Source organism: Micromonospora sp. URMC 105 (assembly GCF_051386295.1).
Classification (GTDB): domain Bacteria; phylum Actinomycetota; class Actinomycetes; order Mycobacteriales; family Micromonosporaceae; genus Micromonospora.
Genome location: NZ_JBPQTL010000039.1, coordinates 1 through 17,652 on the forward strand (window position 1 = coordinate 1; position 17,652 = coordinate 17,652).

Below are 17,652 nucleotides of genomic sequence, written 5' to 3' on the forward strand. Positions count from 1 at the left end.
CCCCCCCCCCCCCCCCCCCCCCCCCCCCCCCCCCCCCCCCCCCCCCCCCCCCCCCCGGGGCCGTTCCGCGAGGGGTGCTACAACATTCCCTCGCCACGTTGTCACCATCCGTGTCGGCCGTCCGACGCGCCCCCTGTCTGGAGGACCACCCCATGGGCCGTTATCTGTTGAGACGGCTGCTCCAACTCGTCCCGGTGTTCATCGGCACGACGTTCATGATCTACTTCCTGGTCTGGAAGGTGCCGGGTGACCCGTTCGCCGGCAAGTGTGGCGATCGGGCGTGCCCCGACAACTACGTCGCCATGATGACCGAGAAGTACCACCTGGACGACCCATTTCTCGTCCAGTACGCCATCTACATGAAGAACCTGTTCATGGGGGACTTCGGCACCACCTGGTCCGGTCGCGCCGTGAACGACATCATCGCGACGTCGTACCCGAACACCTTGAAGCTGGCCGCGGTCGCCCTGATCATCGAGGCCGTCATCGGCCTCACCGCGGGTGTGCTCACCGGTCTGCGGCGCAACGGCTTCCTGGACAACCTGGTCCTGATCAGCACCCTGTTCCTCATCGCGCTGCCGGTCTTCGTCATCGGCTTCGTGCTCCAGTGGCTCTTCGGCGTGCAGTGGGGGATCGTCAAGCCGACCGTCTCCAGCGAGATGCGCATCACCGAACTGATCCTCCCGGGCTTCGTGCTCGGCAGCGCGTCGATGGCGTACGTCGCCCGGGTGGCGCGCACCAGCATCGCGGAGAACCGCCGCGCCGACTACGTGCGTACCGCGATCGCCAAGGGCCTGCCCATGCGCCGGGTGGTCGGCATCCACCTGCTGCGCAACTCGCTGATCCCGGTGGTGACCCTGCTCGGCACCGACCTCGGCGCCCTGATGGGCGGCGCGATCATCACCGAGGGCATCTTCGGCATCAACGGCATCGGTAGGGCCGTGCTCCGGGCGATCGTCACCAAGGAGAGCGCTACCGTTGTCTCCATCGTGGTGGTCCTGGTGCTCGTCTACCTGCTGATGAACCTGCTGGTCGACCTGCTCTACGCCGCCCTGGACCCGAGGATTCGCTATGAGTGACCCTTCCACCGCCTCCATGGTCAGCACCCCCCGGCCGGAGAACCCGACCGAGATGGTGTCGTCGAACCCGGCCCAGCCGGAGAACGCCCGCCAGGAGAAGCCGCGCGGTCTGCTCGGCGACGCCTGGCGCGACCTGCGACGCAAGCCGCTGTTCTGGATCTCCTCGACTTTCATCCTGATCTTCCTGCTGATGTCGGTCTGGCCGTCGCTGTTCACCTCGGTCGACCCGACGGCCGGCGCGCTGTCCCGCAGCCGGGTGGAGCCCTCGGGTGACGCCTGGTTCGGCTACGATGTGCAGGGCCAGGACGTGTTCGCCCGGGTGATCCACGGGGCCAACGCCTCGATCGTGGTGTCGCTGCTCTCCGTGCTCGGCGTCATGCTGATCGGCGGGACGATGGGCATCATCGCCGGCTACAAGGGCGGCTGGATCGACGCGGTGCTCTCCCGCATCGCCGACATCTTCTTCGGCCTGCCGTTCGTGCTCGGCGCCATCGTCATCCTGACCACCTTCAACGGTGCCGGCAGCCAGAACAGCGCCTGGGAGATCAAGGGTCTGGTCATCGCGTCCCTGGTGCTGCTGGGCTGGCCGGTGGTCATGCGGCTGATGCGTTCCTCGGTGCTGGCCAACAAGGAGGCCGACTACATCGTCGCGGCCCGCGCGATGGGCGCCAGCACCAGCCGGATCATCCTCAAGCACCTGCTGCCGAACTGTTTGGCGCCGCTGCTGGTGTACGGCACGATCATGGTCGGCTCGTTCATCGGCGCCGAGGCCACCCTCTCCTTCCTGGGCATCGGCCTGAAGAGCCCGGTGGTCTCCTGGGGAATCATGATCAACGAAGCGCAGCAGTACCTGCGGCCGTCGCCGTTCCTGCTCTTCTTCCCCTCCGCGTTCCTCGTCACCGCCGTACTGAGCTTCGTCATGCTCGGTGAGGCCGTCCGCGAGGCCCTCGACCCGAAGCTCCGATAGGGGAGACTGAGTTGTCCGACATTCTCGTGTCCGAGCAGTCCGCGCCGGGCGCCGACGGATCCGGTCGCCCCTCCGGCCGGCTGCTCGAGGTCGACGACCTGCGGGTGGAGTTCCGCACCCGGGACGGCGTCGCCAAGGTCATCAACGGGGTCACGTACCACGTCGACGCGGGGGAGACCCTCGCCGTGCTCGGCGAGTCCGGCTCCGGCAAGAGCGTCACCGCGCAGACCATCATGGGCATCCTCGACATGCCGCCGGGGCACGTGACCGGTGGTGAGGTCCGCTTCCACGGCAAGGACATGCTCAAGATGTCCGCCGAGGAGCGCCGCCGCATCCGTGGCGAGGGCATCGCGATGATCTTCCAGGACTCGCTCTCCGCGCTGAACCCGGTCTTCACCGTCGGGTTCCAGATCGCCGAGCAGTTCCGGATCCGTCGCGGCATGAGCCGTGCGGACGCCAAGAAGCGCGCGATCGAGATGCTCGACCAGGTCAAGATCCCGAACGCCAAGGGCAGGTTCAGCAACTTCCCGCACCAGTTCTCCGGCGGCATGCGGCAGCGCGCGATGATCGCGATGTCGCTGGCTCTCGACCCCGAGGTGCTGATCGCGGACGAGCCGACCACCGCGCTGGACGTGACCGTGCAGGCCCAGATCATGGACCTGCTCGGCGAGCTCCAGCGGGAGCGGCGGATGGGCCTGATCCTGATCACCCACGACCTCGGCGTGGTCGCCGACGTCGCGGACCGGATCGCCGTCATGTACGCCGGGCGGATCGTCGAGGAATCCGACGTCTTCGACCTGTACGCCAAGCCGGCGCACCCGTACACCCTCGGCCTGCTCGACTCGATCCCGCGACTGGACGAGAAGGGGCAGCAGCTCCGCACCATCAAGGGCCTCCCGCCGAACCTGATGAACATCCCGCCGGGCTGCCCGTTCAACCCGCGCTGCCCCATGGCGCAGCCGGTGTGCCGCGAGAAGCTCCCCCCGTTGCTGCAGATCGGCGCCGGTCGGGCCAGCGCCTGCCACTTCGCCGAGGAGCTGGTGAACCGTGACTGAGAACATCCTCGAGGTACGTGACCTGGTCAAGCACTACCCGGTGACCCGGGGTGTGGTGTTCAAGAAGACCATCGGTCACGTCAAGGCCGTCGACGGCGTCTCCTTCGACCTGCGGGCCGGCGAGACGCTGGGCGTGGTCGGCGAGTCGGGCTGCGGCAAGTCGACGCTGAGCCGGGTGCTGATGAACCTGGAGAAGCCGACCGCCGGCAACGTGCTCTACAAGGGTCAGGACATCTCGAAGCTGTCCGGCGGCGCGCTGCGCCGGCTGCGTCGCCAGATCCAGCTGGTGATGCAGGACCCGTACACCTCGCTCAACCCGCGGATGACGGTCGGTGACCTGATCGGCGAGCCTTTCGAGATCCACTCCGAGGTGGCGCCGAAGGGCAGCCGCCGGGACAAGGTCAAGGAACTGCTCGACCTGGTCGGCCTCAACCCGGAGCACATCAACCGGTACCCGCACCAGTTCTCCGGCGGTCAGCGGCAGCGCATCGGCATCGCCCGGGCGCTCGCCCTGCGGCCCGAGGTCATCATCTGCGACGAGCCCGTCTCGGCCCTGGACGTCTCGATCCAGGCGCAGGTGATGAACCTGTTGGAGAAGCTCCAGAGCGAGTTCGGCCTGTCGTACGTCTTCATCGCCCACGACCTGTCGGTGGTGCGTCACCTCTCCGACCGGGTCGCGGTGATGTACCTCGGCAAGATCGTCGAGATCGGCACCGAGGACGAGATCTACGAGCGGCCGACCCACCCGTACACCCAGGCACTGCTCTCGGCGGTGCCGGTGCCGGACCCGACGCTGCGGGACAACAAGACGATCATCCGGCTCACTGGTGACGTCCCCTCCCCGGTGTCGCCCCCCTCGGGCTGCCGGTTCCGGACCCGGTGCTGGAAGGCGCAGGACATCTGCGCCGAGCAGCCGCCGCTGCTGGAGATCCGGCCGGGCTCGGACCACCCGAGCGCCTGCCACTTCGCGGAGAAGCGGGAGATCGTCGCCACCCACGAGGCGTGAGCCGGTCCGAACCGCCTGTCGGCGTCCGCGTGACGCCGGCAGGCGGTTCGTCGTATCCGGGCCCGCGCGCCGGTCAGGGCTTCGAGGGGGTACGCCGCACGACGGCGGACCGGGCGTCCCGCCCGGCTCCCGCGCCCGCGGCACCCGTCACAGCGGTCCGCGACCGGCGCGGAGCAGGAGCAGGGCGAGCTGGGTGCCGTCGGCGCCGAGCGCCTGCCGGAACCGCTCCAGGATCTCCCGCTCCCGGGACAGCACCAGCCGGGTGCCGCCGGAGGCCATCCGGGTGGCGCCGACCTGCTGGGAGAGCTCGGCCCGCTCCTGCCAGAGCCCGATCAGCGTCCGGTCGATCTCGTCGATGCGCTCCCGGATGTTCGCGATCCGGGCCGCCGCCGCGGGCTCGTCGGTGCCGAAGCCGGGTGCCGCGTTCCGGCCGTCGCCCGCCCGGGAGCGTGCCGTGTTGCCGCTCTGTTCCGCCACGTCTGTCATCATCGGTCGTACCTCTCTGACGTCGTGCCCGGTGTCGGGAACCCGGACCGCGAAAAGCCCCGGGCTCCAGGAGCCCGGGGCTTTCGTAGGTCTGGTGTGATCAGGCGCGACCCACGGCTGCCGGACTCCCGGTGCCGTAGTAAAAGTAGAGGCGCTGACCGAACACGGAATCGAGTATGCCGACCGCGAGGGTGGCCGCGCAAGGATTCCGCCAACAGTTGGGAAGGTCGCCCGGCGCCGGGGCCGGGCGACCTCCTGCTCAGCCCAGCCGGGTGATCCGGTCCGCCGGGCCCGGAGCGACCGGCGCGCCGGCGCCCAGGTACGCCACCAGCGCGTCCACGTCGAAGCCGGGGGCGGTGGTGCGGCCGGTGCCCACGGTCAGCTCGGTGAACCCGTCTCCGCCGTTGGCGAGGAAGTCGTTGGTGGTGACCCGGTAGCTCGCCGCCGGATCGACCGGCACACCGCCGAGCGCCAGCGCGCTGACCCGCGAGCCGGCCGGCGCGGTGCTGTCGTAGGAGTAGGTCACCCCCGCGGAGACCTGCAGGATCCGCTGGGTGCTCTGCCCCCGATAGCCGACGAACTGCTGCTCCAGCACGCTCTTGAGCTGCGCGCCGGTCAGCGTCTGGGTGACCACCAGGTTGTTGAACGGCTGGACGGTGAACGCCTCGCCGTAGGTCACCTCGCCCGGCTCCTCGCCGCCGGCCGACGCTGCGTACGACAGGGAGGCCCGGACGCCGCCCGGGTTCATCAGCGCCAGCTGCGCCCCGTCGCCCCTGGTGTACGCCAGTTGCGCGTCGGCGATCACGTCGCCGAGCGGGCTCTCGCCGTTGGGGCGCGCGTCCCGGACGATGTCGGCCGCGATCCGCCCGACCACCCGGTTGGCGATCGGGGCGACCGCCTTGCGGTACTTGTCGGCCAGCGCCTTCGCGCCCGCGTCGACCAGCCCGGGGTTGCGCACGTAGACGCCGGGGGCGCTCTGCTGCCAGGTGCCGTCCGGGTTGCGCACGCCGTTCTCCACCACCACGTTGCGCGCCGAGATGTCGGTGAACCGGCCGGTGTCCCGGTCCAGCGAGTAGTCGATGTCGGTGATCAGCTGCCCGTTGCTGCCGGCGCTGGTGACCACGCTCCGCGCGCCCGAGGAGTTCGGCAGCGAGCAGGAGTAGAAGCGGTGGGTGTGCCCGGAGACCACCAGGCCGAACTCCGGCCGCAGGCCGCGGACGATGTCGACGACCGGGCCGGAGAAGTTGGCGCAGTCCGAGACGCCCGGGGTGGCCGGCGGCGGGGACTGGGCGCCGCCCTCGTGCACCAGCAGCACCATCGCCCGGATGCCGAAGAGCTTGAGCAGCCCGCCCCACTTGTTGGCGGTCTCGACCTCGTCGGCGAACCGCACCGAGGCGATGCCGGCCGGGTTGACGATGCCCGGGGTGCCCTCCAGGGTCACGCCGACGAAGCCGACCGGTACGCCGCCGACGAACTTCACGTCGACCGGGGGCAGGATCGGCAGGCCGGTCTTCCGGCTGATCGTGTTGGCGGCGAGGTAGGTGAACTTCGCGCCGGCGAAGCCGTCGCCGTCCTGGCAGCCGTCGACCGGGTGACAACCGCCCTTGTTGATCCGGATCAGCTCGGCGACGCCCTCGTCGAACTCGTGGTTGCCGACGGAGCTGATCTCCAGCCCGACCTCGTCCATCAGCTCGATGGTCGGCTCGTCGTGGAAGGCGGCGCTGACCAGCGGCGTACCGCCGATCAGGTCGCCGGCGCCGACGGTGGTGGTCCGGCGCCCCTCGGCCGCGGCGTCGGCGCGCAGCTTCTTCAGCCAGGTGGCCAGGTATTCCACGCCGCCGGCGGGGGTGCCGTTGACCGCGGCCCCGCTGCCGCCGGGCGGGTCGATGGCGCCGTGGAAGTCGTTGTAGCTCAGGAAGTTGCCCTTGACCTCGCCGCGGGTGGGCGTGGCGTAGGAGACGGCGACCGGGGCCAGGCCGGCCGTCGGGTCGGTGGCGGCCGGTTGCGGTCCGGGCCGTCCGGTGGCGGGCAGGCCGGCCACGAGGGCCAGCGCGAGGGCCGGTGCGGCGAGGTGACGCAGCAGGGCCCGACCGCGCGAGCGCGGTGCAGTCATGGTTGTTCTCCCAAGTCGGATGCGGGGGAGTAGTCGGGGATTTCACCGTCATCGTTGCGCTTCGGGGACGAAGGCGCCAGGGGGGACCCGGTGACAGGTTCGTCTCACCGCGCCGGGCGCCCGTCGGCGCGGTGACCGCGCTCGCGCCCCGGGCATGCGTGGGCGGGAAGTGTCCGGCCGGCGGCATAGACTCGGCCTGCGATGCATCCTCTCTTCGACATCCCCGCGTCCCCGCCCGCGCCCGAGCCTGCCCGCGCGCCGGCGCGCCGGCCCGGGTCCTCCGCCGTGCACCTCGATCCGCAGGCCCTGGTCGAGGGGCTCAACGGTCCCCAGCGGGACGCGGTGACCCACGCCGGCGCGCCGCTGCTGATCGTGGCCGGCGCCGGCTCCGGCAAGACCCGGGTGCTCACCCACCGGATCGCGTACCTGCTCGCCGCGCGGGACGTGCACCCCGGCGAGATCATCGCGATCACCTTCACCAACAAGGCCGCCGGCGAGATGAAGGAGCGGGTGGCCCACCTGGTCGGCCCGCGCGCCCGGCTGATGTGGGTGTCGACGTTCCACTCCGCCTGCGTACGGATCCTGCGCGCCGAGCACGAGCACGCCGGGCTGAAGTCCACCTTCTCGATCTACGACGCCGACGACTCCCGGCGGTTGATGCAGCTGGTCACCCGGGAGCTCGACCTCGACCCGAAGCGCTACCCGGCGCGCGGGCTGGCCGCCCAGGTCTCCAACCTGAAGAACGAGCTGGTCGACCCGGAGGCGTTCGCCGCCCGGGCCAAGGGCCCGAACGAGCGGGCGCTCGCCGAGGCGTACACGCTCTACCAGCGCCGGCTGCGCGAGGCGCACGCGCTGGACTTCGACGACCTGATCATGACGACGGTGCACCTGCTCCAGTCGCACCCGCACGTCGCCGAGAGCTACCGCCGCCGGTTCCGGCACGTGCTGGTCGACGAGTACCAGGACACCAACCACGCGCAGTACACGCTGATCAAGGAGCTGGTCTCCGGCACCGAGGGGATCGAGCCGGCCGAGCTCTGCGTGGTGGGCGACGCCGACCAGTCGATCTACGCGTTCCGCGGCGCGACCATCCGCAACATCCTGGAGTTCGAGCGGGACTTCACCGACGCCCGGACGATCCTGCTGGAGCAGAACTACCGCTCGACCCAGACCATCCTCAACGCCGCCAACGCCGTGATCGACCGGAACACCTCCCGCAAGCCGAAGCGGCTGTGGAGCGACGCCGGGGCCGGTGAGCAGATCGTCGGCTACGTCGCCGACACCGAGCACGCCGAGGCGGACTGGGTGGGCCGGGAGATCGACCGGCTGGTCGACGCCGGCGACACCCGTCCCGGCGACGTCGCCGTCTTCTACCGCACCAACGCCCAGTCCCGGGTCTTCGAAGAGGTGTTCATCCGCGCCGGCCTGCCCTACAAGGTGGTCGGTGGGGTGCGCTTCTACGAGCGCAAGGAGGTCCGCGACGCGCTGGCCTACCTGCGCTCGGTGGTCAACGACGACGACACGGTCAGCCTGCGCCGGGTGCTGAACACCCCGCGCCGGGGCATCGGCGACCGTGCCGAGGCGTGCGTGGAGGCGCTCTCCAGCCGCGACCGGATCTCGTTCGGCGCCGCGCTGCGCCGGGCCCGGGAGGCGCCGGGCATCTCCACCCGGGCGGCCAACGGCATCGCCGACTTCGTCGCGCTGCTCGACGGCGCGCGGGAGCTCGCCGAGACGGGCACCCCGGAGGAGGTGCTGGAGGCGCTGCTGACCCGCTCGGGCTACCTCACCGAGCTGGAGGAGAGCCTCGACCCGCAGGACGCCGGGCGCGTCGACAACCTCCAGGAGCTGGTCAGCGTCGCCCGGGAGTACACCGAGCGGATCGAGGCGCTGGGCGCCGAGGGCGAACGGGCCACGGTGGCCGGGTTCCTGGAGCAGGTGGCGCTGGTCGCCGACGCCGACCAGATCCCCTCCGACGACCCGGACCACCAGGGCGTGGTCACCCTGATGACGCTGCACACGGCGAAGGGCCTGGAGTTCCCGGTGGTCTTCCTGACCGGCCTGGAGGACGGCGTCTTCCCGCACCTGCGCTCGCTGGGCGACAGCCGCGAGCTGGAGGAGGAGCGCCGGCTGGCGTACGTGGGCATCACCCGCGCCCGGCAGCGGCTCTACCTGTCCCGCGCGGTCACCCGCTCGGCCTGGGGGCAGCCGGCCTACAACCCGCCGTCGCGCTTCCTGGAGGAGCTGCCACCGGAGCTGGTCCGCTGGGAGCGCACCGAGGGGTCGTACACCTCGTGGGCCGGCGGGGGCGGCGGCGTCGGCGGACGCGCGGACCGCGCGCCCGGCGCGCGGGGCGGCTTCACCGGGGGTACGCCGAAGGCGGCGCAGCTGGCCAAGCGACTCGGGGTGGACGGCAGTCGGCTGGCCACCGCCAGCGAGCTGCCGCAGGGGCCGAAGGTGTCGGCCGGGGACCGGGTCAACCACCAGCGCTACGGTCTCGGCCGGGTGCTCGCCGTGGAGGGGCACGGCCCGGGCGCCCGCGCGCAGATCGACTTCGGCGAGCAGACGATGTGGCTGGTGCTCCGGCACGCCCCGATCGACAAGCTCTGACGACATCGGCCCGGCCCGGCGGATCGCCGGACCGGGCCGTTGTCGTGAACGGGCTCAGCAGGCCACGGTGATGCCCCGGGCGCGCAGGAACGGCGCCGGGTCGATCTGGTTCCACAGCTGACCCTGGTGCACCTCGAAGTGCAGGTGAGGGCCGGTCGAGTCGCCGGTCGAGCCCTCCAGGCCGAGGGTCTCCCCGGCGCCGACCTTCTCGCCAACGCTCACCTTCGTGGTGCTCAGGTGCGCGTAGTGGGTCAGGTAGCCGTTGCCGTGGTTGACCACGACCGAGATGCCGTAGCCGTCGCCGACGTCGCCGGCCTTCTCCACCGTGCCGCCGAAGGCGGCGCGGACCGGCGTACCGGCGGGCATCGCGAAGTCGATGCCGGCGTGCAGGGTCCCCCACCGCTGTCCGTAGCAGGAGGTGATCTGCGCGCCCTTCATCGGATTGACCCAGGACGGCTTCGGCTTCGCCGTCCTCGTGGCGGTCGGCTTCGGCTTCGGGGTGGCCTTGCGCGTCGGCGTGGCCGACGGGCTCGCGGCCGGGCCGGTCGTGGTCGCGCTCGCCGACGGGCCGGCCGGGGTGGGGGACTCGCGGGTGGAGCGGTCGGCGCGGGCGGCGGCCTCGGCGCGTGACTGGGCGTCCAGCGAGACGGCGGTGGTGGCGGGGGCGTCGTCGCGGTCGAGCGCGACGGCGGAGGCGCCGGCGAGGCCGAGGCCGGCCAGCGCGACGGCGCCGACGAGGAGCGCCCGTCCGCTGCGACGCTTCCGCAGCCGGTGCCGGGCCGGGGCGGCCACGGTCTTCTCGTTCTGGGTGGGGGTGTCTTCCTGCACGGCTGACCTTCACACTCAGGGGCTGGGACCTGCCCATCCTGGGTGTCGCGCGGGTCACTGGTGGGTACCGGTACCACGGGGCCGCCCGTGGCGGGCGGGGCAACTGTCCGCACTTGTGCTGGCCTGACCGGATCTGCCCCGATAACTGATCTTGTTAATCGGTGGCGTCGGTCACAGTCTCGGGTGTGACCCAGCAGACTTCCGGCCACGAAAAACCGCCCGGATCGCATGATCCGGGCGGTCAACGGGCGATACGGAGCGTCAGGAACCCGCTACCTCGCTGTAATATGCCTCGACTTGCAGCTTGATGTCCACTCCGCGCTCCTGCAGCCACGGCACCGGGTCCCGCGGCTCGCCCTTGACATGGATCTCCAGGTGCAGGTGAGAGCCGTACGAGTGGCCGGTGTTGCCGACCAGGCCGAGCTGGTCGCCCGCCTTGACCTGCTGCCCCTCCTTGACGTTCACGGAGGAGGAGTGGCCGTAGATGGCCTCGCTGCCGTCGGCGTGCTGGACGATCACCGCGTAGCCGTACCCGCCGAACCAGCCGGCCTTGGTGACGGTGCCCGAGTGGATGGCGACGTAGGGGGTGCCCTCGGCGGCGACCAGGTCGATGCCGGTGTGCAGCTTGCCCCAGCGCATCCCGTAGGGGGAATTGAAGTCGTAGCCCTGCAGCGGCAGCAGCCACGGGTCCTGGTCGCTGGCGCTGACCTCGGCGTCGCGGGCGGTGTCCCGGGAGGCGCGGTCCGCGGCGTCGGCGCGCGCCGCCGCGTCCTGGCTGGTGATCGAGGCCTGCTTGAGCTCGTCGAGGACCGACGGGCTGACGCTCTTGGCGTCCGGCAGCGCGTTCGCACCCAGGGCGACGATGCCGGCGCCGACGAACGCGGTCGTGACGACTGCCGCGTAGCGGCTGCGTGGGGGGGTGGGTACGCGGCGGCGGCCGCGATATCTATCGGGCTCAGACGACAGGCGCTGGCGCACGCACACCCTCCGTTGTCGGGGATCCGAAGCGACCGCCGGCCGTTCGATAAAGCTCGGTCGAACGTCCGTTGGCCGCGTCGTCACCCGTCCGTGGACCTGATGACAACCGTGGACACGTTAGCCCTCCGCCGCGCCGGTCACAAGCGGAAGCGCCGAATCGGCGAGTCTTTCTGTCCCTTTCCGTCCATCATTGTCATAGCTCGGGACGCCGGATGGCCGCCCCCTTTACTGCCCGTTCGTCGCGCAGAGTGACCGATCGGCGGAGGCGTCCGGCTTTGCGGAGGGGGTCGCCGGGCAGTAGGGGTCGGCCCGGATTTCCCGCCTCCGCCGGGGCGGGTTACCGTTCGTTCAGGTGATAGCCGCGGAGCCCGTGAAAGGTGTGCGCTGATGAGCTCTCGTATCCGGGTCGTCGTCGCGAAGCCGGGCCTCGACGGCCACGACCGCGGCGCCAAGGTCGTTGCGCGCGCCCTGCGGGACGCCGGCATGGAGGTCATCTACACCGGCCTGCACCAGACCCCGGAGCAGATCGTGGAGACCGCGATCCAGGAGGACGCCGACGCGGTCGGCCTCTCCGTGCTCTCCGGCGCGCACATGACGCTCTTCCGCCGGGTGCTGGAACTCCTCGCCGAGCGGGACGCCCGCGACATCGTCGTCTTCGGCGGCGGCATCATCCCGGACGCCGACATCCCCGAGCTGCAGCAGCTCGGCGTGGCGAAGATCTTCACCCCGGGCGCGACGACCCAGTCGATCGTCGAGTGGGTCCGGGGGAACGTCGCCCAGTCCGTCGCCTGACGGCCGGCGCGACACTCGGGCTTCGCCCACTGCAGTCTTCTGCACACGGCGGTATCCGGTGACCCGGATGCCGCCGTGCGGCGTACCGGAGTGGATCGGTCGGCGGAATCCGGGCACGGGGGAAGGGCCGGACGCACCCCTCACACGCCCGGCCCTTCTATGCACGATGCCCCGCCGCCACCCCTCGACCGACAGGGCATCGGCCGCTCCCGTCCTCGCGCTGAATCAGCGCTCCGACATCAGACTCAACGACGCCCTCACCAGGGGGTTACGCGTCCTCGACGACATCCTTCGGGGCGGCCGCCGGTCCGGCCCGCGCACCGGCGAGTCGCGGACGGCGCGCTGTGCATTACCGCACACCGCGCACCCGCTCGGTTGCCGCTGGTGCTCATCTCGCTAGGCTGCGGCCGACGGCCCGTTTCAACTGATGACGGGCGTCAACGGAGTTTCCACAACGCTGGTGGCGGCGCGACGGCGCGCCGCGGAGACGGGACGGGACGCGCAATCGTGGACCTGTACGAGTACCAGGGGCGGGACCTGTTCGAGCGGCACGGTTTGCCCGTGCTCGCCGGCGGCGTCGCCACTACCCCGGAGGAGGCCCGCGCGATCGCCGAACGCCTCGGCGGTCGGGTGGTCGTCAAGGCGCAGGTGAAGGTCGGCGGCCGAGGCAAGGCCGGCGGCGTCAAGCTGGCCGAGGGCGCGGAGGAGACGGTGGCCCGCGCCACCGACATCCTCGGCATGGACATCAAGGGTCACACCGTCCACAAGGTCATGATCACCGTGACCGCGGACGTGGCCGAGGAGTACTACTTCTCGTACCTGCTCGACCGGGCGAACCGCACCTTCCTCTGCATCGCCAGCGTCGCCGGCGGCATGGACATCGAGCAGGTCGCCGCGGACACCCCCGACAAGGTGGTCAAGGCCCCGATCGACGCCGTCAAGGGCGTGGACGAGGCCAAGGCCCGCGAGATCGTCTCCGCCGCCGGTTTCCCGGCCGAGGTAGCCGACCAGGTCGTCGAGGTCGCGGTGGGCCTGTGGAAGGCCTTCGTGGCCGAGGACGCCACGCTGGTCGAGGTGAACCCGCTGGCCAAGACCGGCGAGGGCAAGCTGCTGCTGCTCGACGCCAAGATCACCCTCGACGAGAACGCCGGCTTCCGGCACCCGGACCACGAGGCGCTGGTCGACCAGGCCGCGGTGGACCCGCTGGAGCAGGCCGCCAAGGAGAAGGACCTCAACTACGTCAAGCTCGACGGCGAGGTCGGCATCATCGGCAACGGCGCGGGCCTGGTCATGTCCACGCTCGACGTGGTCGCCTACGCGGGCGAGCGGCACGGCAACGTCAAGCCGGCGAACTTCCTCGACATCGGCGGTGGCGCCAGCGCCGCGGTGATGGCCAACGGCCTGGAGATCGTGCTCTCCGACCCGTCGGTGAAGAGCGTCTTCGTCAACGTCTTCGGCGGCATCACCGCCTGCGACGAGGTCGCCAACGGCATCGTGCAGGCGCTGGCCCTGCTGGAGCAGCGCGGCGAGAAGGTCACCAAGCCGCTCGTCGTCCGGCTCGACGGCAACAACGCGGAGGCCGGTCGGGCGATCCTCGACGCGGCCGACAACCCGCTGGTGCAGCGGGTCGACACCATGGACGGCGCGGCCGAGCGGGCCGCCGAGCTGGCAGCTGCGGGGGTCTGAGCATGGCTATCTGGCTGACCAAGGACTCGAAGGTCATCGTCCAGGGGATGACCGGTTCCGAGGGTTCCAAGCACACCCGGCGGATGCTCGCCGCGGGCACCAACGTGGTCGGTGGCGTCAACCCGCGCAAGGCGGGCCAGACGGTCGACTTCGACGGCACCGAGCTGCCGGTCTTCGCCTCCGTCGCGGACGCGATGAAGGAGACCGGGGCGGACGTCACGGTCATCTTCGTGCCGCCGCAGTTCACCAAGGGCGCCGTGGTCGAGGCGATCGACGCCGAGATCCCGCTGGCCGTGGTGATCACCGAGGGCGTGCCGGTGCACGACACCGCCGCCTTCTGGGCGTACAACGTCAGCAAGGGCGAGCGGACCCGGATCATCGGGCCGAACTGCCCCGGCATCGCCTCGCCGGGCGCCTCCAACGCCGGCATCATCCCGGCCGACATCACCGGCTCCGGCCGGATCGGCCTGGTCAGCAAGAGCGGCACGCTGACCTACCAGATGATGTACGAGCTGCGCGACATCGGCTTCTCGACCTGCGTCGGCATCGGCGGTGACCCGATCATCGGGACCACCCACATCGACGCCCTCGCCGCGTTCGAGGCCGACCCGGAGACCGACGCCATCGTGATGATCGGTGAGATCGGCGGCGACGCCGAGGAGCGGGCCGCCGAGTTCATCAAGGCCAACGTCACCAAGCCGGTGGTCGGCTACATCGCCGGCTTCACCGCGCCCCCCGGCAAGACCATGGGGCACGCCGGCGCGATCATCTCCGGCTCGGCGGGTACCGCCGAGGCGAAGCAGGCGGCCCTGGAGGCCGTCGGCGTCAAGGTCGGCAAGACGCCGACCGAGACCGCCAAGCTGATGCGGGAGATCATGTCCGGCCGCTGAGCGGCCGGAAGCGTGACTGTCGGCCGCTGAACGGCCGGAAGCGTGACTGCCGGCCGCTGAGCGGGCGGAAGCGTCACCGTCGGCCGCTGGGCGGGCGGGTGCGACATCGAGGGGGTCGACCGGGGACGGTCGGCCCCCTCAGTTGTTGTCCCAGAGCGGGTACGTCCCGCTGGCCTGCCAGATCGCGGTACCGATGATGTTGAGCACGCCGAAGGCGATCGCCAGGTAGCCGAGCACCGGGGACTGGCCGTACCGCTTCGCGTCGCGGATCGACAGGTAACCGAAGATGATGCCCAGGATGCCGCAGCAGACCAGACCCAGGATGATGCCGAGGATGCCCCAGAGCATGGTGCGGTCCTTACCGGCGGCTGGCGGTGGCGGGGGCGGCGGGTACGGAGCGTTCACGGCTTCCTCCCAGCGCATCGTGCCGCGACTGCAGTCGCGTCCTGGGCCGAGGCTAGACCGGATCGGGGCCCGGAAACCGGTGGATCACGGAACTCGCCGGGATCAGGTGGGGCCGCCGGGCAGCCGCCGGCCGCGCGGCGTGCCAGAGTAGAGCCGATGTCCTCGGTCACCCCTGATCAGCCCCGCCGTCCCGCCGCCGGCGTCCGCGCCGACGCCCGCCGGGACGATGCCCGTCCGGCCGACGCCTCCCGGGAGGACGTCCGGCGGCCGGAGCCCCGTCGCGAGGACGCCCGCCGCGAGGACGCCCGGCCGAAGGGCCGGCCGGCACCGGGTGCCCGCGTGCCCGCGCCCCGCCGTTCGGAACCGACCCGGGGGCGGGCGCCGCTCGTCGTCGCCGCCGGGGTGGCCGCGGGCTGGGCGGCGCTCACCTCGTACCTGCCGGTCGCCCTGGTGCTGGGGCTGTCCCAGTTCAGCGAGGGCGCCGGCTCCCTCGCCGGTGCGCTGCGCGCCGGGCTGGCCGGCTGGCTGCTCGGCCACGGCGTGCCGTTGCAGACCGCCGCCGGCCCGCTCGGCCTCGTCCCGCTGCTCCTCTCCGCGCTGGTGCTCTGGCGGCTCACCCGAGCCGGCGTGCACACCAGCCGGGCCATGGGCGCCCGCGGCGGGCGCTCCCCCCGGCAGGCACTCACCGCCGCGGGCGCGGTCGGCCTCGGGTACGGGCTGCTCGGCACCCTCGCCGCGCTGCTGGTGAGCACCGGCGACCTGCGGGTCTCCCCGGTCCGCGCCGGAGTCACCCTCGCCATCTTCGGCGCGTTCGGCGCGCTGGTCGGGGCGCTGCGCACCACCGGAGTGGCCGGCGCGCTCGCCGACCGCGCGCCGGCGGTGCTCCGCGACGGGGTGCGCACCGGCCTGGTCGCCGGGCTGCTGCTGCTCGGGGCGGGGGCCGGCGCGGCCGGGCTGGCGGTGGCCACCGGCGGGGGCGACGCCGCCGACATGATCGGTGCGTACCGGACCGGAGTGGCCGGACAGGCCGGCATCACCCTGGTCAGCTTCGCGTACGCGCCGAACGCCACGGTCTGGTCGACCGCCTACCTGCTCGGGCCCGGCTTCGCCGTCGGCACCGGCACGGCGGTACGCACCAGCGAGGTCTCCGTGGGCGCGCTGCCGGCCGTACCCCTGCTCGCCGGCGTGCCCAGCGGCCCGGTCGACGGATTCGGCGCGGCGCTGCTCGCGGTGCCGGTGCTGGCCGGGATGGCCGCCGGCTGGCTGCTCGCCCGGCGACTGCTGCGCGACACCGAGGAGCGCGCGACGCCGGACCGGGTCGCGCTGCTCGGCTCGGCGGCGCTCGCCGGCCCGGTGGTCGGCGTGCTCGCCGGGCTGGCCGCCGCGGCCTCCGGCGGGCCGCTGGGTGGCGGCCGGCTGGCCGAGATCGGCCCGGTGCCCTGGCAGGTGGCGGCCGTCTCCACCGCGGTGGTCACCATCGGCGCGCTGCTGGGCGCCGCCGCCGCCAAGGTGCTCGCCCGCACCGGCTCCCGCGCCTGACCCGACGCCTGGTCGGCCGAGCCGGCGCCCCCTCGCCCGAACCCGGCGCCTGACCCGACCCCGCGCCCGACCGCCGCCGCCTGAGCGCTCGGCCGTCCGAAGACCTCGGCACCTGACCCGCCGTCCCCTGACTGCGGCGCGAACCGGAGAAGCGTCCGGCCCGGAACGACGGAAGGGGCGCCCCGGAGATCCGGGACGCCCCTTCCGTCGAGTGGACTCAGGAGTTCGGCATGGCGATGCCGGCGATGAGAAACACGATCTGCAGGATGCCCAGCGCCAGGCCGATCCCTCCGCAGATCAGACCCGCGAGGGCCTGGCCGCCGTTGCTCGCCAGCCCCTGGCCGGCCTTCTGCCGCCCCAGCCACCCGGTGATCAGGGCCGCGATCCCCAGCGGGATGCCGAGGTAGCAGCAGACCATCGGAATCGAGACGATGCCCAGGATCATCGACACCAGGCCGAGGGTGTTCTGCTGGCCCTGCGGCTGCGGGTAGCCCGCGTGCGGGTAGGCCGGCATGCCGTACGGCTGCTGGCCGTACGGATCCTGGTACGGCTGCTGCCCGTACGGCTGACCCGGCGCCCCGTAGGGCTGGCCCGAGGTGGGCTGGCCGTAGGGGTCACCGGAGACCGGCTGCCCGTACGGCTGGCCCGAGGTGGGCTGCTGGCCGTACGGGGCCTGCGGCGGCGGGGCGTACGGGTCGTGCGGCTGCTGCCCGTACGGCGCCTGCGGAGGCTGGGCGTACGGGTCCTGCGGCTGCCCGTACGGCTGCCCGGAGGCGGGCTGGCCGTACGGGTCGTGTGGCGGCTGCTGGCCGTACGGGTCCTGACCGGGGTGTCCGGGCTGCATGGCGGGTGCTCCTCAGTCGGGGGTCGTCAGTAGCTGCTGCTGCTGGTGTCGGAACCCATGACTCCGGCCAGGCCGCCGGCGAGGCAGCACAGCAGAACGATCACGAGCCAGACGGCGCCGATGATGATCGCCCACTTCGACCACTTCTTCGACTCGTTCGCCGCGGCCTGCGCGCCCGCGTAGTCGCCCTGCTGGAGCAGCGGGTTGACCTTGGAGGCGTTGATGATCGCCGGGATGGCCAGCGGCCAGAAGAAGAAGATGGCGACGATGGACATCGTCATGTTGTTGTTGATCGGCTGCTGCTGCGCAGGGTTGGGGTAACCGGGCTGCATGGTGCTCCTCGCTCCGTCGGCACTGTCCGTGCCTGATCATTGGTG

At 71.7% G+C, this 17,652-nt stretch carries 16 protein-coding genes; 9 read left to right on the plus strand and 7 right to left on the minus strand.

The window, feature by feature from the left end:
• Positions 1 to 152 precede the first annotated feature (152 nt).
• From ACSNN7_RS15035 to ACSNN7_RS15050, 4 genes are read left to right on the plus strand one after another with little or no spacing between them, the layout of a single operon-like run.
• Complete coding sequence (locus ACSNN7_RS15035; RefSeq protein WP_436681385.1) at positions 153 to 1,079, plus strand: ABC transporter permease; 927 nt, start codon at positions 153 to 155, stop codon at positions 1,077 to 1,079.
• Positions 1,072 to 2,046 (plus strand): ABC transporter permease, encoded by a 975-nt coding sequence (locus ACSNN7_RS15040; RefSeq protein ID WP_436681386.1) that lies wholly within the window; start codon positions 1,072 to 1,074, stop codon positions 2,044 to 2,046. Before ACSNN7_RS15035 ends, ACSNN7_RS15040 begins: the two co-directional genes overlap by 8 nt.
• A gap of 26 nt (positions 2,047 to 2,072) precedes the next feature.
• The gene (locus ACSNN7_RS15045) at positions 2,073 to 3,101 is read left to right on the plus strand and encodes an ABC transporter ATP-binding protein (protein ID WP_436681436.1); all 1,029 of its coding nucleotides are present in this window, start codon (positions 2,073 to 2,075) and stop codon (positions 3,099 to 3,101) included.
• A complete protein-coding gene (locus tag ACSNN7_RS15050; RefSeq protein WP_436681387.1) occupies positions 3,094 to 4,107 on the plus strand; it encodes an ABC transporter ATP-binding protein in 1,014 nt (337 codons plus the stop codon). Before ACSNN7_RS15045 ends, ACSNN7_RS15050 begins: the two co-directional genes overlap by 8 nt.
• 147 nt (positions 4,108 to 4,254) lie before the next feature.
• Here ACSNN7_RS15050 and ACSNN7_RS15055 read toward each other — a convergent pair whose 3' ends face one another.
• Together ACSNN7_RS15055 and ACSNN7_RS15060 are read right to left on the minus strand one after the other, a co-directional pair.
• Complete coding sequence (locus ACSNN7_RS15055) at positions 4,255 to 4,596, minus strand: chorismate mutase (RefSeq protein ID WP_436681388.1); 342 nt, start codon at positions 4,594 to 4,596, stop codon at positions 4,255 to 4,257.
• Between the two features lie 256 nt (positions 4,597 to 4,852).
• Positions 4,853 to 6,706 carry a bifunctional metallophosphatase/5'-nucleotidase gene (locus tag ACSNN7_RS15060; RefSeq protein ID WP_436681389.1) on the minus strand — a complete coding sequence of 618 codons (1,854 nt, stop codon included), beginning with the start codon at positions 6,704 to 6,706 and terminating at the stop codon, positions 4,853 to 4,855.
• Positions 6,707 to 6,907: 201 nt separating this feature from the next.
• Between ACSNN7_RS15060 and pcrA the strand changes: the two genes are divergently transcribed.
• Positions 6,908 to 9,313 carry a DNA helicase PcrA gene (gene pcrA / locus ACSNN7_RS15065; protein ID WP_436681390.1) on the plus strand — a complete coding sequence of 802 codons (2,406 nt, stop codon included), beginning with the start codon at positions 6,908 to 6,910 and terminating at the stop codon, positions 9,311 to 9,313.
• A gap of 54 nt (positions 9,314 to 9,367) precedes the next feature.
• Here the strand turns inward: pcrA and ACSNN7_RS15070 are convergent, their stop codons facing one another.
• Positions 9,368 to 10,141 carry a M23 family metallopeptidase gene (locus tag ACSNN7_RS15070; RefSeq protein ID WP_436681392.1) on the minus strand — a complete coding sequence of 258 codons (774 nt, stop codon included), beginning with the start codon at positions 10,139 to 10,141 and terminating at the stop codon, positions 9,368 to 9,370.
• 261 nt (positions 10,142 to 10,402) lie between these two features.
• Complete coding sequence (locus tag ACSNN7_RS15075) at positions 10,403 to 11,119, minus strand: M23 family metallopeptidase (RefSeq protein WP_436681393.1); 717 nt, start codon at positions 11,117 to 11,119, stop codon at positions 10,403 to 10,405.
• Between the two features lie 387 nt (positions 11,120 to 11,506).
• Between ACSNN7_RS15075 and ACSNN7_RS15080 the strand changes: the two genes are divergently transcribed.
• The 3 genes from ACSNN7_RS15080 to sucD all read left to right on the plus strand — a co-directional run bounded on the left by ACSNN7_RS15080 (position 11,507) and on the right by sucD (position 14,487).
• Positions 11,507 to 11,911, plus strand: a complete 405-nt coding sequence (locus ACSNN7_RS15080; protein WP_154941907.1) for a cobalamin B12-binding domain-containing protein — start codon at positions 11,507 to 11,509, stop codon at positions 11,909 to 11,911.
• A gap of 507 nt (positions 11,912 to 12,418) precedes the next feature.
• Positions 12,419 to 13,597 carry an ADP-forming succinate--CoA ligase subunit beta gene (gene sucC, locus ACSNN7_RS15085; protein WP_436681394.1) on the plus strand — a complete coding sequence of 393 codons (1,179 nt, stop codon included), beginning with the start codon at positions 12,419 to 12,421 and terminating at the stop codon, positions 13,595 to 13,597.
• 2 nt (positions 13,598 to 13,599) lie between these two features.
• Entirely contained in the window at positions 13,600 to 14,487 is an 888-nt protein-coding gene (gene sucD / locus ACSNN7_RS15090; protein ID WP_334449308.1) for a succinate--CoA ligase subunit alpha, read from the plus strand.
• 138 nt (positions 14,488 to 14,625) lie between these two features.
• On the opposite strand, the gene ACSNN7_RS15095 is transcribed toward sucD, so the two are convergent.
• A complete protein-coding gene (locus tag ACSNN7_RS15095) occupies positions 14,626 to 14,892 on the minus strand; it encodes a DUF4190 domain-containing protein (RefSeq protein ID WP_436681397.1) in 267 nt (88 codons plus the stop codon).
• Positions 14,893 to 15,048: 156 nt separating this feature from the next.
• Here ACSNN7_RS15095 and ACSNN7_RS15100 point away from each other — a divergent pair, with 156 nt between their 5' ends.
• The gene (locus ACSNN7_RS15100) at positions 15,049 to 16,431 is read left to right on the plus strand and encodes a cell division protein PerM (RefSeq protein WP_436681398.1); all 1,383 of its coding nucleotides are present in this window, start codon (positions 15,049 to 15,051) and stop codon (positions 16,429 to 16,431) included.
• Between the two features lie 217 nt (positions 16,432 to 16,648).
• Here ACSNN7_RS15100 and ACSNN7_RS15105 read toward each other — a convergent pair whose 3' ends face one another.
• Together ACSNN7_RS15105 and ACSNN7_RS15110 are read right to left on the minus strand one after the other, a co-directional pair.
• Positions 16,649 to 17,275: a DUF4190 domain-containing protein gene (locus ACSNN7_RS15105; protein WP_436681399.1), complete on the minus strand. Its 627-nt coding sequence runs from the start codon at positions 17,273 to 17,275 to the stop codon at positions 16,649 to 16,651.
• 26 nt (positions 17,276 to 17,301) lie between these two features.
• Positions 17,302 to 17,607: a CD225/dispanin family protein gene (locus ACSNN7_RS15110; RefSeq protein WP_436681400.1), complete on the minus strand. Its 306-nt coding sequence runs from the start codon at positions 17,605 to 17,607 to the stop codon at positions 17,302 to 17,304.
• Positions 17,608 to 17,652 lie beyond the last annotated feature (45 nt).